Below are 15,863 nucleotides of genomic sequence, written 5' to 3'. Positions count from 1 at the left end.
ATTTTATCCTTACAAAGAAAAGTCAAGCTCTCAATCTAAAGTAATTCTATTTGATAAGCTAGCTTATTTAGTAGAAGACAAATACAATATTTTAAATGACCAGAATAGATTAAGAGAAATTGTATATCCATTAATTGACAGAACAATTTCTAACGGAGAACTTGATAAAATTCTACGTAGTATCTTGAAGCTGAACAATAAAATGATGAGTAAGTTTTCTGAGTTGTTAGATAAAACAGAATTAGAAAACATAATCGAGTTTTCAGATAAAGTTGCAGCTAAACTGGAAGATTTGGATTTCCTGGAAAAGCTCGTTTATTCAGAAGTTGCCAAAAATGTAAAAGAGCGAAAAGAATTACATAAATTCTTGGAAAAAATGCTTTGGGTATTTGGAGAAGAATATAATGATTCTACGCGCCTATTATCTGATAAAAATCTAGAAAAAAATTTACTTGAGCTACGGGAAAAAACATTAAAATATAAGGCATCAAAAACCGATGACAATGAATCTGAGGTTAAAGAAAAAACAGTAAAATCAATAACTGACTTATTTCTTTACAGTGAAAAAATCCTGGATTTAAATAAACGTGAAGTTTTAATAATAGAATTAAAAGCTCCCAAAGTTAAAATAAGCCCTAAAGAATTGGATCAAGTAATGAAGTATGCACAAGAAATTGAAGAAATGGGCATTTTCCCTGATCGCTTGAATTACAAGATACTTTTAATTAGCTCTGATATAAATAAACGTGCTAAGTTTGATATAGAAGGAAGACAAAAAGGACAGGAAAATCCATATTTTTATTTTAAAAATGAATCAGGAAATATTGAAGTTTGGGTCATGAAATGGTCCTCTATAATTGAAGGTATGAAAAGAAAGTTAAAGTATATGGCAAACATACTTGATACAAAAGATGTAGATGTGCAAGAAAAAGCTCAACGTGATTTTGAAGATATTGATTTCATGAAAACATCTTCTACATTGAAGAAAGTTGCTGTCTAAAAATTCATACCAATGCTAAACAAAGAGAACGAAATATATTTGAAGAAAATTTTCTAAGTTTTAATTTTGATGTCTTCAACCTAACTGTTGGATATAAGTTAGTAGTTATTAAATATTACAGCTTTTATGAATGTTTCTATTTTTGTAGATTATTTATAAAAATTTCCTGTTCCAAACCTTTTTTACATACATCAATTACCTTCAATAACATATCTACATTTTCATCTATAACCATTTCTCTATTGGGTCGTAGATGAATTTGTGTATTGTATATATTCAGGCTTCCATATTTTTCAATATAATATTCAATCTTATCAGGAATAAAAAAAGATGCTTTTTCGCCAAGCTTTACTTTATATTCATACAAGTATATGCGTAAGCCAGCAAAATCAAAATCTCCATAATGAATATATTGGTTAGGAATTTTCATTAACCATTTTATCAAGTCATGACTATGTGGATACCTACATACAAACAATATTTTCTGATTAGGAAATAAATATGATTGTTTGCTGATGAATCTAAAATTTTCTGGGTTTTCAATTCCAACAACAACTATATTCTCATTTAGCACAAAAGATTCAAAATCATATATAAATGAAAAGCTACCTTCCGGTGGATTTATTGTAATTAAATAGCCATTTAAATAAGCTTCAATCGGCTCGAAACTTGAAACTAAAAAACCTTTAAACGTACGTATAGATTTAATTTTTGAATCAGAAGATATTTGCACAGAGTCAGCACGTATTAAATCTTCACGCTCTAAGGTTGCAATATATAAGTTCAGATCATTTATGCCGTAATGATTTTTTAAGTATGATATGAGACTACTAGGATCAGAAACATATAGAGATGACTTAGACCGCCCTTGAATAAATGATGATATTATTTGCTCCTTCATCAATTCTTCAATGAAAACATTCTTAAGCTGACTGGATGCAATCTTTTCACCATTCAATAACTGTACAAGTCTTTTTGCTATGGATAATGAAATACTCATATAGTTGTATACTGTGTAACAATTCGTTTTACTTTAGTAATACTTTGCGCATCTTTTTCAAGTTTGTAAATATGGCGGAATGCCATTGCGTCATTTTCCGTAGGCGATCCATTTATAAGAACAATGTTTCTATCATTAGCAAACTTTAAGATACCTCTCACATTTGCAGGGTGTAACTTTCCTATCTCATCCATCATACAATGTAATCTAAAGTCTTTAAATCGTTTGGATGCACCTTCTTTGAAGACATTTAAGAGCATAATATTGATCATAGCTTTAACTAGGATATCAGTACCTTCTGAACCAACATTTGCAAGCTTTTCTACCCAACCGGTATCATTTTGATTTTCAATCACGCGAAATCTCAGTTCAAACGAATCAGATAAAGAAATTGATTCTTGTTTGGATCGTATTATTTCCTTAACAAGTTGTTTCAATAAATCAATCGCTTTTTTATTTTTCGACTCCATATCTACCGATGAAAACAAATTTGCAGCACCTAGGCTAAAGACATTTTCATCATTAAACTTCTTAATTTGCTTTAAAATATGAACGATAGGATTTAAACTTTCATCCATTTTTAACTCAATTTTTTGAATAATGCCTACAAAGTTTTTCTTTTCAAAATCAGCATTGATGTCTTTAACAATCTTGTTAATCTCTCCTTCCCTTGATGTTAAGTCTGTTGTTTCATTTCCCACAAGCTTAATGATCCCTGCATATTTTTCATTTACACGTCGTTCAAATTCAGAGATTCTATCTTGCGAAATAAAATCATTCAAATCTGTTGCAAACTGAAGAAACTCATGCTCCATCTTAATATCAACATTAAAGCTAAATAAATTCTGATGCGAAAAATTGCCTAAAAATCCATTTATTTTCTCCTTAAGGATATTGAGTTTGTCTATTCTACTATAGTATACGAGTTTACACTGATCAATGAGAATAACTAATGTATTGGAATTGTTAAATTCTTCCTGAAGATTAGAAAGAAACTGTCCGATATTCAAATAACAATCCGTCCGTATGAATTCTTCAAAAGCAACAGAATCCTTTTCAATAGACTCAATCTCTGAAGATTGCTGTTTTATTATAGAATTAAATGATTCAATCGTAGAAGAAATCTCATTTTTTTGAACGGCATATTTTTTTTCTTCTTTGATAAATAATAATTGTTCATTTTCTCTTTTACGTCTATATGCATCTTCAAAATCCAGCAGCTCTTCTTTATCTTTATCATAGCCGTTTACATGTTTTCTGCCTTCCGTATCAATGTACTCAAGCTCTCGTTTAATTTTTTCAAGTGCCGCATTAATCTGATCTAATTTAGTCGTATCCGCTCCTTTACCCGCAAGCTCACTTGTTTGCTGTACATGTATTTCTTCAACCGTAGTATCGAATTCCTTTTTCTTGTCTTTTAAATCCTTTTCAATCTTAGATTGTAGAGTTGACTGAATACGTTCTTGTTCTTGAATCTTTGTATCACGTTCTTTATTTGCGTCTGCAATATTACTTGATATAGATAACCGTATCTTTTCTTCTCCCTTTTTTGCTATAGCAAGACTTTCTTCAGCACGCTTAATCTCTTCCAATATCGAAACAGTTATCCGCTCCTTTTCTGCCTGTGCTTTTACAATCCAATCAGATATGCCTACTTCAGCCTCCTTCGCAAGTTTGGTTTTACTATCTATTTCATAATCAATTTCAAGTAACCGCTCTTTAACTTCTTTAATTTTAGGCTGAAACTTTTTCCTTATTTTACTTAATTCTAAAAGTGAATTCTCTTGCAATTGACTTATATGCTGAATAACTTCAGTTCGCTCATTTTCTTTCGCTTCCTTTTCCTGTATGTAATCCGAAAGCGTTTTTACTTTTTTATCAATCTCACCCAATCGAATCGTTACACCAAATAACGTATCATTACGTTGACCAAGTTTCGGTTCCAATCCCTCCATGAAAAGTATTTTCTCATCGATTACTTTACCAATTGTATCTTCCCAACCGTTTACATGTTCATTCAGCCAACCATACAGCGAACCTTTACTGTTATCAATATTGAGTTGAATGGATGTTATGTCTTGAGTTAATAGTTGGATTTTTGCATCCAGCCTTTCTTTTTTGTTCTCTGTATTTACCTGTTGACGGGCCTCTTCAAGCTCCCATTGCTGCTGAAAGGATTTTATCTGTTCGTTTAAAAGATTTTTTTCATTTTGAAAACGAAGGATTAATGTTTCATAATCATTTTTCGATTTCTTCAACGATTCTATTTCCTTTTCAAAAAAACGTTTATGTTTGTTCTCTGCGTCTTTTAATTGCCACGTTTTTAACTGATCCTTTTGCTGTTCTACATATTCTTTGGCTTCATTCAGCTCTACTTCTTTGGCAGCCCTAATTTCTGAAACGAGCTTTTCGTACGAAAGCAAAATCGCTGTTTTATTTTGCTGAAGCTGTTCTTTTGTTTTTAAAATATTAGATTGTTGTATGTTTTCAAAAGTATTAAATGCATTTTTTGCTTCAGTTAGCAGCGTTTCATACTTCGTTGTAATCTCAGAAAACTGTGTGGTCAATACAGTCTTTTCCTTTATAAGGGCAGATTGGCCAGCCTCTAGTGTCTCTTTTTTAGAAACACGCTCAATAATTTTTCCTATGTCAAGATTCTTGTAATACGTTTTCTTTTTCTCAATCGTGCCCAAATCTTTTTCCAGTTGAGAGATTGAATTCTTTATTTTTTGTTTTATCTCTCCGAATTCCGAATCAAGTAATGCGCGCTTTTCTATAAATACTTTCTGCTCCGATTCCTGGTGTTTCAACTGATTTCGTAAAACAGGTTCCGTTTGTTTATTTCTTTCACGCGCCCATGCAAGCTGGCCTGCCAACTGTTTTTTATCCGCATCAAGCCTTTTAACATCCACATACAAGGCTGATACCCCTTCAACTTGTTTGATTATATTCGGAGATCGAAACTTGTTTATATCATTCAGTTGATTTTCAAAATCTCTTAAATGATGGCTATACGTCTCCAGATTAATTATCACATCATCTTCATTGAGTGATTTTATAATCGTTTGCTTAATAAATTCTGCTTCAAGTTTCGAACTGAGAAAAACATTCTGAATGGTACGAGGTATATTTTGATACTGCTTACTCTCCAGCAAAGAAAATTTTTTGAATTCTTTTTTTGATTCAGTATTTCCATACAGTATATCTCTGTATTCTTCATAACGATCTACTTTTTTTGAAGAAAGAATCGTACCCAGTTTCGCACGTATTTTTTCCCAGCCATCAAATGCCTTGCCATCTCCATCAATATAATGCTCTCGTGAATATGCAGTATCTATAAACCTGAAATTAACACGGCCCTGCGATTTAAAAGCAAGAATTGTGTATACACCCGTCTCACGGGTAACTTCATAAATAATGAACGAATTGGCGTATGAAAAATAGTGCTCTGCAAAACTCTTTTTACCCGAAGGTATTCCTAGTTTGAGGCTATCTGCATTGTAAAAATATAATATGGCTCTTAGTAAGGTACTTTTACCTACACCCTGTGTACCGATCAAATGTATATTGCCATCAAGATTAATTTCAGCATACTTGATTGCGGCACTATTTATAAAAACAATTTTACTCAGGTATCTCATTTTTTATCTCATCAGGAATATTAATAGTTAAAATTAATTCTTCAAGAAACTTAAAAGACGACAATACTTTATATGATTTTGTAATTTCATTCTGAAGCTCTATAAAGTTGTCTTTTACCAACATATCCAATATTTTTTGTAGGCTTGCATCAAATGTATCTTCCTTTGAATATTTACGCAACCCCTCCAACTTGTTTTTCAAAAGCGCATCTACATTCAACTTTACAAGAATATCAAATGGTGTAAAGTGATACCCTGGACCAAACGTATTTTCAAACGCTTTGAAAAAATCTACAATATCAATCCAGCGAAATGCCGTTTCAATCTTTCGTTCTATATCAACGCGATTTTCTATCCTGGAAAAATAATAATACTCTCCGCCACTTTCCAATTTAAAGTTAATGGCCTGAAAATAATCTGCCAGCTGTGGATTATCTTCTAACACGGAATATAGTTTCCGGATATCCAGTTGTGCACTATCCGAACATATGAACTGGCCTTTACTCAGCAGTTCAAAGATTTCGCCCGTTTGTTTAGGTAGGTCTGTCATAATGCTTATTTAGGGAAAACCATGGCATATTCAATTTCTTTATGCGAATTAAATGTTTCTGTAACATTGAACTCTTTTTCGTAGAACGAAACCATCTGACAATAGATAGTTACCTTTTCTTCGAAAGAAACTTCTCTTGGATATGAACAATACAGGATAAACTGAAACAAATCCGTACCCGATGCTATGAAATTCTGTTTCAGTTCATCAAGATTAATAATTATTTCTTCTTCAGTTTCAACATTCAGATACTCATTAGACATTGCTCCCGCAACGGGCATGGTAGGTTTGATTCCACTTTTATTTTTCTGATTTACTTTTAAAAGTAAATCATATATCGAATCCTGCTTCAGTTGTTCTAATGAAAGTTTTAACGAATACGAAGGTTTAGGCTCAAACAACAAAGAAATATTTTTAGATAGTACCTCCAAAAAGTTGGTTTTAGTTTTTAATTCAAACTGATCTTTCAAATACTTGACCTGTCTTATCTTTTCAATAATTTCTGTCTGATATTTTATTCGGTTCAGATACTCTATAATCTGAGTTTGTAATTCTACTAAATTATGCCTCGATTCATTTAATTGATGGCGGAGTAAAATGGTAATTGTCTTCAGCTCTTCATCCAGCGCAACTCTGAAAAAGGTCAATTCTTCCTCGTTGATGAGTTTTGCAATTTGCTCAATTAACGTAATAATATTTTCTCTTTTGCGATCGTAATGTTGAAGCTTGGTGATTTTGATCTTATAGTTTGGCTCTGTCTTGAAAGCATTATCAATGTTCCGATTCAGATCAAAAATATTTCGCAGAATGATCCTGCCTGTTTTACGGATTGAAGATTTGATTGTACGTAGATACCCATATTTTCTGCTTTCATTATTTTCCTGAAGATAATACAGTATTGTTTCCTTTATTTGTTCAATATTTTCATGAATGTACGCGGTATTGATTTCTTCGTTTACATCCAGCACCTGTTCAAAAAAATCTAAAAAAGAATCATCCAATTCTAAATAGATTCCATTAACACGTATTATGCCCTTCTCTATTAAAGAATCAATTCGTTCAGCATCGAGAATTTCTAAAGCATATTCATATTTATATAAAATGTCTTTTCTTTTCTCAAACATCTGAATCAACAAATCTTTCGACCATTGAAGTATTTGAATTAATTCTTTTATGGAGGCTATTGTGAACATAGATGAAATAAGAAAAGTTATTTATGTAATTAAATAACAGTTGCACACTGATAGTGTTTAGTGTGTTCAATGTTGAAGTGGAATCATCATCCATAAAAGGATACTCTTATACAATCACTTCCACTTCATCTTCACTAAACCACCCATTACTAATGACATTCTTTTTTAGTTCTTCTGGTAAGTCTGTGTAAGAAACCAATGCTAAACTATCTTTAGCTCTACTACATGCAACATAAAACAATCGTATTGTCCTATCTATTCCTGTTTCTTTACCTTCATCTATATTTTTATTATCGTTGGCGCTGAGAGGCTTTAAGCCAAATAACTTATCATAGCTAAACATAAAACCTTTTGATTCTTCATCATCAATAATAACCATTACCCGATCGAATTCAAGTCCTTTAACACCTTGATGCGTTCCAAATTTTGACTCTTCGTTGATATATTCGTTATACTTTACAATCTCAGAAAAATTGGCTTTCAATGCTTCTTCCCAAGCTACAAGAACTTCATCGTCTTCCGTTTTTTCATCATCTTCAATATTAGTATTATCAATGTCTCCTCTTTGTAAAACAAATTTTAATACAGACGAAATTTTAAATAAATTAGTTTGTTGTATTTTCTTGAGTATCTCAATTAATCTAGGATTACTATCTTCGTTCCATAAAGCCAATAATTCGTTAACCTTATTATTTGTAGTATGTAAAACTTCTAATTTGTTGACATTATTTTGTAATGTCTCCTTATCTATTAAATATGAATGTTGTTTTATAATATTCGCAATCTCGAATTTATTTGCCTTGATATAGGCCCTATATAAAGGCAAAATTGTTTTCGAAAATAAATTAATAGAAGAAGAAGTACCGTCTAACAAACCTGTTTTTAGCCTATCAACAGTATAAAGAGGTGTAAAGAAATTGGAAAAGCCCATTCTTCTTGCAGCCATATGATGCTCCAATGTCAAAGTCATAACCTCAGCATTATCTCCAGACCACTTATCGTCTTTTGTTTCTGTTTGCATTTTCTGACGAATCTGTTCTTCTGTCTCAAATTTATCCTTTGCACGAGAAACAGCAAAGAATCTAACGACTCCACCTTTATTTTCAATGCGTGAAAATTGTTCCTGACCATCTATGTCTTTTCTAATTTTATTTATTAAGTCAATTATTCTTGATTTTGAACGATGATTCATTTTTTTTGCAGGCTTAACCCATTTGTCGGGTAATCCTACGCCTAAATTTTCCTTGCCATCTGTATAAATCCTTTGCATTGTATCTCCAAATAATCCCAACGAAAGTCTTTCTTCATATTGACTTTGAAGTTCAAATAATGCATCGATTAACTCTTTTTTAGTATCCTGACTTTCATCTATAAAAATAACTGGGTATCTATTTATTAATATTTGCTTGAATAAATCTTTCGATTTAATAAAATCAGCAGTAATCGAAATTACCTCTGTATGATTTAAAGAATCTTTAGTTAAATTATCTCCATTAGGATTATAAATGAACTTTTGAATGGTTTCAAGCGATGCAAGCCTTTTATTTTTTGATTCTATTTTTTTTGCTCTACCAATGGATGTTTTGTTAGTTAAATCTTTACTCTTAGATTGTTGTTCTTGTAATTCCACTATTTCTGCACTTAGGCTATCCTTTAGCCAGCTTTTTATATCGGGAGTGAAGTTCTTTATTAATTCCCAACAAAAACTATGAATTGTGCTAATACTAAATATTGAACTATACTCTAATCTATGAGTAATTTCATCTGCAGCTGCGTTAGTATATGTAATGATTGCAATTCTTTTATTTCTTAATTTATATTCCTGTCCAAACTCCTTTTTAAAGCGGGCCAGCACATTTACAAGTGTCCTTGTTTTCCCAGAACCTGCACCTGCAAAAAGGAAAAAGCTTTGGGGAGATGACGGTTTAAGACTTTCATATATCACATCATCAACTGAAGCATCTATTTCATTAGTATATTCAGTCATTAGATTCATGTTTAGTTAATTAATCCTTGTTTGTTACTTTTTAATTGTTCTTCAATCCAATCTAATCCTTCTTTTATATATGCAGGAGTTTTGATCTTTTGGGGATCTTCAAAATATAATATATCCAAAGCAAATTCTGCTTTTTTTGCTTGTTTATCATTAATGATTGTATATGTTTCTTTTACTAGTTCTTTCAACTCATCTTTCTTAGAAGCATCTACCATTTTTTTCAAAAGACCTGTGGCATCAACAATAACTTTAAAGCTATCCTTGTTCTCAATTACCAATGCATCTTCAAATGTGTATGGATAAACAATGATTTTGCTGCCACTATTGTCAAATTCGATTGCCTTTTGATAAGCTACTCTAATCGGTAAACCTTTCTTTATTTTATCATCCGAGTTTAAATTCAACAATTCATCTAAGAGTTCTTTTTGCGGATGCCAGCCTTTTAATGTATCATTATTTGTTTTATAATTCTTTCCTAATTCAGGCTGGCATTTCTTACCATTATCATTTGGATTAACAGAATCAATATCAGTAATAACCAAACAGATCAATCCTAATGTTTCAATGAGAGGCTTTAATCTATGTGCATGACTTCCGCCAATTTCTAGAATTGTTACATAACAACTTTCTAATAAACTATTTTCATTTTTTATAAAATGTGGTACTAGAATTCTTTCAGCAGGCCCTTCTACTAAGATAACAGCATCAGCAAAAAATAAATCGTTATGTGTTGTATTTAAGTATCGAATTACAAACTTCTCAGTCTCTTTTTCTTTTGCACCAAAAACTGATTTCAGATTAATTACTTCTGATGTAGGAAGAGCTAAAGAATTATTTCTTTTAAAATATCGTAAACTTTCAAATTTTTGATGAGCGATATAGCTGGAATGTGTACTGATAACTAATTGTGTTGTAAAATCTTTTTCACTACCTAAATTTTTATTGTTTCGCAATACATCATAAGCCTTCTTAATGAAAACCTGTTGAACTTGTGCATGTAAATGCGCCTCAGGTTCTTCAATTAAGACTAGATGTAAAGGTTCAATAATTTCATCGTCTGTCATTACATTTTTGCCAAGCCTCATCCATTCATCCCTAAACCGTATTAATTTAAAGATAATCGATATAAGGTTTTGATATCCTAAACCATTATACTTTTCGGGTAACGATAAGTCTTTGTCGAGATAATATTTTACTGCCGAATCATGTTGGAGACCATCTGCTGTTGAAACTTTAGTAGATAACTGAATTTGAGGATTCCCAAATCCTGGATAGTTTAACCCTTCAAGTTCTGAAAGAGATTTCTTAAAGCTTTCTTTTAGATTTTTATCAAAATCATTTTGGGCATTATTTATTGATTCTAGTGCATCTATATCCTTTTCGGTTGGTTCTAATGTCGGATTAAGGTGCTTGTCATAATAAGCTCTTAATTGAGAAGACAGATTTCTGTTATTATTACTTTCTGGAGTTTCTGAATTTGCATCACTGAATCCTCGTTGAGCATTAATAATATCTATTTTTATTAGCCCCTTTAAAACATCTCCTTCTAATGCAATATTATTGTCTGCCAATTCTTGCTTTTCATCGTATTTATCAGGATCAAGCAAATAAGTTTTGATTGTAAAATGTGCATTAAGTTTACGTTCACAAAAATCCCAAAACGTTTTTGGCCATAGTTTAAAGTCTTTTTCCTTTTCTTGTGAAAGCTTGTTTGACTTATTATAAAGAGTTATGAATTCTTTTATCAATTCATTCACGTCTTTAGGTTCAAATCGTAACCTTATTCCTAATAAACCTCCCTTCCAATCCAAGGTAGGAATTATATGACTCACATAATGAAGTTCCGCATTTTCAACTTCAACCCATAAATCTAATATGGGTAAATATTGTTCAAATAATTTTACAATCTTATCTTCTTCCTTCAACTCATCTGCTTTAATCCAGTTTTCTCCAACTTCGTTTAAACTTTTCCAATGACAAAGGGTAAAATCTTGAGTTTTGAAACTTTTAGTTTTAAGAAAAATCATCAAGGCATCCATTGCAGTCGTTTTACCACTGTTATTTGCCCCTACAAAAATTGTCTCCTTTTCTGAAAAATCTATTTTACAGGATTGTAACTTTCTAAAATTTTGTATATGGATAGAATTGATTTTCATTTATTCTTGTTTTATATTTTACATTTATGATGATTCTATACAGTTGCTAGTTGATACTTATTAATTGCAGAGTTATCTAACTTAGATACCATACTTAACAAGAGCTTTAAATATCTTAAAAAATCATCTAACGAAAGTTGATGCTGCTGATTAATGGAAAACTCATCCTGAAAATATTGAAGAAACTTTTCATCGACAATTCCATTTTTATGAGCATATAAATGTCGAATCTGTAGTATCTTTTCTATTTCATGTTGTTCCTGCTCGGTTATAGCTTTAAGATCCTTTATTTGATTATTATCAGAAATGAAACCTTTAACACTGCCTCTCTGAAGCTTACTCAGTTTTTTCTTAGCGATGTAATCAATAAACTCCTGAATATCGCTACAATTTAAAACCTCTTTTATAGAAACCTGTTGGTCTGACTTGAGAGTATCAGGCTTAGCTAGATATATTTCATATAATAAATCCGACAAATAAGTTTCAAAGTTGTCGGCACAAGATGAAAATAGTATTCGCATTAGAATTCTTCCTTCATTATTTGTAGTAGCAATCGAAGGTTGTTCTGGGTAAAGAATTTGCCCTAGATCTGAAACAATATTTAATAGACTTTTATAGTGATCTATAAATTTAGACATTGAACCGGAAGAATTATTTTGATAACTGTCAAGCTCAATGAATAAATTATTAATTTCAATGTAAGTATTAGTGCTATTAATTTCTTCGGGATTATTAAGAACATTTACTGAACCTTTTCGTTGGTAAATTTTACCTTCTATAGAAATCGACTCAGATGAAGCTTCTATCTGAATAACATAAACTCTTTTGTCTTGATGTAGGTAGTAATCGTAGGTAATACTTGGTTTCGGGGAAAGCAAATCCAGAGCCTTGTGAAGTATTGAATTTGCACGAAAATCCTCACTTAGACCATGCACAATAATCTGTCCATTTCGATCTGTCACTCCTAATATTATTATTCCTCCGCTAGAATTTGCAAATGCACAAATAATTTGTCCTAAAGTTCTCGCGGGAGGCAAAACAGATTTATATTCTAATTGGTCTCCTTCTGGTTTTCCAATTACATTAAAAATATCTGATATCATTTCTTTCATTAAATAGGAAATTTTCTTATTTGCGCTGATTTTAAAATATGTCCTAAGGTAATTTGCTTGACGTCAGTACCGTCGTCAACCCATAACTCTGAGGATTCATAATCTAAAGTATCTCGTTCTGAACCATAATAAATAATAACCTCTCCATTGTAAGCGGGACGAAATACAACGCTTATAGATTGATTATTTTTATAGATTCCTGCTAAGACTGTAGAAGCCGTCTGATCATCCATTAATGATAAATCATATTCATCTAAAGTTTCTAAATAGTCGATTACTCTTTGTTTAGCCTTTGCAATTAATGACTGTGCTAGGACAAACATATCAGTAGTAGGAATAGAATTATGTGCAAACAGAGATTTCAAATCCTTATCTGCTAAAGCTTTTTCCCACTGTTCTATATTGGAAATCCCCATGCTAACTAAAAGCTCTTGAGTTATAGGTAATAGTTTGTTTTCATTCTTAGAATTTTCACTTAGCAAAGCCTTTAAATCGTCCGCAGAATTCACGTTAAACTCTTTTAATAAATCATCCAATTGCTCAGCTTTGTCAATATTTTCAAGAATTTCATCATCATCATATAACAAATGTTTACGTTGATATATTGTTGGAAATAGTTGCTTTGATTTTTCCGGATATTTTCGAAAGTATAGTAAAAGTTGGTTCAATGCATTGCGGAAACCTTTTGCAATTTCCCTGTCAATTGTTTTTGAATTTACTTCGGAAGTAATGTCTTTTATAATATAGTTTTGATCAATTATTTTATCACCAAACTCAATATATATTTGATTATTTGCGAGTTTTGATCTTATATCATTTCCAAATTCTTTTAAGATATCTTTAAACGTATCCTCAATATCTCCTTTGTCAAGGCTTAATTGTGATTTTTTCCAGAAATCACCGTTCTGGTCAGGAATCAAGACTCTGCTCTCCATTAAGGAATGGAATTCTTTTTCATCTAGCTTTAATAATGAATAGAAATCATTAAGCCATTCGATCGCAGATTGATCTGCCAAAACTTTTTTTAAGTCACTTATCTTTTTTTTATGTTCTACAAAAGCAGAAAACTGATCGAGAGTTAGTTTACCACATTCATTCCATGATAGACGGTACCATAATTCAACATGATCTTTTGCAGGGAGCTGATGCGGAAACCATTCTTTTGCCAATTCCCACATTTTTTCACGAATTTCTTTTTTATTGGAATATGGAAACCAGATATATGCTTTATTATCATCCCCTAAAATTGAAGCAAGATTCCCGTCTGCTGTATTAACTATTTTTGATCGTAAAATTTTCGATTTCAAAGGTTTTAAAACTGAATCGTTAAACCAAGTATCATTAATCCAATAGTAAGATTGTTTGAGAGATGTGATATTTGCTAATAAATGTAAATTCTTCCATTTCTTTTCTATAGCATGATCCAAAAGAAAAAAATATAATTCAATCGCTTCGTGTATTATATTTTTATTATCCTCAACTAATGGATTAGATCTTTGTTGAGTACTATTAAGAAATACGCCATCTCTAGGGTCAGTTGGATTAAAGTTTGGATTGTTGATAATAACCGGAAAAGGAAAAACTTCTGTTCCAATAAGTGGAAAATCACAGAATAGCTTTGGCGTATCTTTATGAATAGGAAGTATTTCTATTTCATTACCATTGTATTTAACGGGAACAACAATACTTGTAAAACCTCTCGTTAGCTTTACATAAGTCGATTTTTCGGTAACGTTTTCATCACCTTTTTTTATAAATACAGAGTGATATTCAAATGAATTCTCAATCTTATTTTTATTTGTGTAATAAAAATAAGATTGATTGAGATGAAAAACTTCTACAGATTTTATTTCATTTACAAATAATAAAGCAAAAGGTAAACAATCTTGTAAATCTTCAAATCCAGACTTTGCTATTTGAATACTAAGTTTGTCAGGCAATGGATAAGAAAATGACGTATTGTAATCATCTTTATTATATGATTCGTATGCTTCAAGATCATCCAGATTAACAACAGAATCCTTCGCATTTTGAACAGCCGTGGTAATATCCTCAAGTTCATATCCACTTCTGTCTAATGTTAATTCGAATTTCCTATATGGTAACTCTGGCTCTTTTGCAACTCCATTTACTATTACAACTTCAGACAAAAGATGAGTCGTCAAGAAACCTGTCCCAAATCTTCCAGTTGTCTTCCGTTTACCCTCATCGTCTTTTGTCCTGTCTTTTGTTGAAATTTGTTCAATTAAAAAACGAATATTATCAGCCGTAAAAGGCTTGCCAGTATGTCTGAAAATAACCTTTGGAAGCAAATAATCTTCAAAGTCAATTCGTATTCTAACACCATTATCATAATGAACATCCTTAGCATTTTGTATTAGTTCCCATATCCATCGCCTTGGAACAGTTGCCGAATCTTGTGCTTTGGAACGCAAATCATTCATATCTCTAAGAATCTTTGTTGCTATATTTTGATAATGCGCCCTATGCTCCGACTCTTCAAATTTTTGTTTATATGTTTTAGATTGTTTAGTCATATCTTAATATATTGAATAGCTGTCCAATATGCCAGTCAGCAGTATGGAGAATTTTCATAAAGTTATAAGGCTAGTCCTGACAGGGGACTCAATGCTAGTTTTATAAAATATTTACAAAGACAATTAAATAAAAGATAGCTATTCAAAAGCTTAAATTAAAAACATAACTCAAGCTAAAAATTTCTTCTATTAACTATCACAACTCTATTTATACCAAAATGCATAAGCTTATCAGGCATATAAAAGAATAGTTTGTATGAGCAATGTAATAATTTCTATCTAAAAATAAACAACATACCAAATCAATATTTGACTGTATTGAATTCAGTCAAATATTGATAGGATTTTAAAAAGATCTACTCATTTATCTTTTCTGGATACAAGCAACTCACATATATCAACATCCAGAATTTCTGCGATGCGTTGTAGCTCTTTTAAATGTGGCTGAGATTTATTGATGCACCAATTTGAAATTGTGTGTTCATTCTTACCCAATTTTTCAGCCAGATCTTTTTGACTAATCCCTTTGCGGACTAAAACTTCCTTTATTTTATTAATCCTTTCATCCATACTGCCCAAAAGTAGTCAATGTAATCTATTTATACACTTATGATCTGTAGACTCACATTAATGAAAATTTAAAATGCATTTTTATTTTACATTAATGCAATAATAAAT

The 15,863-nt window shown here is 31.3% G+C and carries 10 protein-coding genes; 1 reads left to right on the top strand and 9 read right to left on the bottom strand.

Annotated elements, in window-relative coordinates; all coding sequences use genetic code 11:
• Positions 1-1,000: type I restriction enzyme HsdR N-terminal domain-containing protein (locus QZ824_RS07025; RefSeq protein WP_291275313.1), on the top strand; the 1,000-nt coding region annotated here is incomplete at its 5' end.
• A gap of 136 nt (positions 1,001-1,136) precedes the next feature.
• On the opposite strand, the gene QZ824_RS07020 is transcribed toward QZ824_RS07025, so the two are convergent.
• The 9 genes from QZ824_RS07020 to QZ824_RS06980 form a co-directional block, all read right to left on the bottom strand.
• A complete protein-coding gene (locus tag QZ824_RS07020; protein ID WP_291275312.1) occupies positions 1,137-2,000 on the bottom strand; it encodes a hypothetical protein in 864 nt (287 codons plus the stop codon).
• Complete coding sequence (locus QZ824_RS07015) at positions 1,997-5,641, bottom strand: ATP-binding protein (protein ID WP_291275311.1); 3,645 nt, start codon at positions 5,639-5,641, stop codon at positions 1,997-1,999. Before QZ824_RS07015 ends, QZ824_RS07020 begins: the two co-directional genes overlap by 4 nt.
• The gene (locus QZ824_RS07010; protein ID WP_291275310.1) at positions 5,625-6,191 is read right to left on the bottom strand and encodes a hypothetical protein; all 567 of its coding nucleotides are present in this window, start codon (positions 6,189-6,191) and stop codon (positions 5,625-5,627) included. The genes QZ824_RS07015 and QZ824_RS07010 overlap by 17 nt, the downstream gene beginning before the upstream one ends.
• Before the next feature lie 5 nt (positions 6,192-6,196).
• Positions 6,197-7,384 carry a hypothetical protein gene (locus QZ824_RS07005; protein WP_291275309.1) on the bottom strand — a complete coding sequence of 396 codons (1,188 nt, stop codon included), beginning with the start codon at positions 7,382-7,384 and terminating at the stop codon, positions 6,197-6,199.
• 106 nt (positions 7,385-7,490) lie between these two features.
• Entirely contained in the window at positions 7,491-9,371 is a 1,881-nt protein-coding gene (locus QZ824_RS07000) for a UvrD-helicase domain-containing protein (RefSeq protein ID WP_291275308.1), read from the bottom strand.
• Positions 9,372-9,382: 11 nt separating this feature from the next.
• Entirely contained in the window at positions 9,383-11,536 is a 2,154-nt protein-coding gene (locus tag QZ824_RS06995; RefSeq protein ID WP_291275307.1) for an AAA family ATPase, read from the bottom strand.
• A gap of 35 nt (positions 11,537-11,571) precedes the next feature.
• Complete coding sequence (locus tag QZ824_RS06990) at positions 11,572-12,648, bottom strand: ATP-binding protein (RefSeq protein WP_291275306.1); 1,077 nt, start codon at positions 12,646-12,648, stop codon at positions 11,572-11,574.
• Entirely contained in the window at positions 12,648-15,185 is a 2,538-nt protein-coding gene (locus QZ824_RS06985) for a hypothetical protein (protein ID WP_291275305.1), read from the bottom strand. Before QZ824_RS06985 ends, QZ824_RS06990 begins: the two co-directional genes overlap by 1 nt.
• Before the next feature lie 360 nt (positions 15,186-15,545).
• On the bottom strand, positions 15,546-15,755 hold the full coding sequence (locus tag QZ824_RS06980) for a helix-turn-helix transcriptional regulator (protein ID WP_291275304.1): 210 nt from the start codon (positions 15,753-15,755) through the stop codon (positions 15,546-15,548).
• Positions 15,756-15,863 lie beyond the last annotated feature (108 nt).

The sequence above is a fragment of the Flavobacterium sp. genome, assembly GCF_021151785.1.
In the GTDB taxonomy this organism is placed as follows: domain Bacteria; phylum Bacteroidota; class Bacteroidia; order Flavobacteriales; family Flavobacteriaceae; genus Flavobacterium.
Note: the sequence above shows the minus strand (reverse complement) of the source record. Positions and strands in the feature narration are given on the sequence as shown.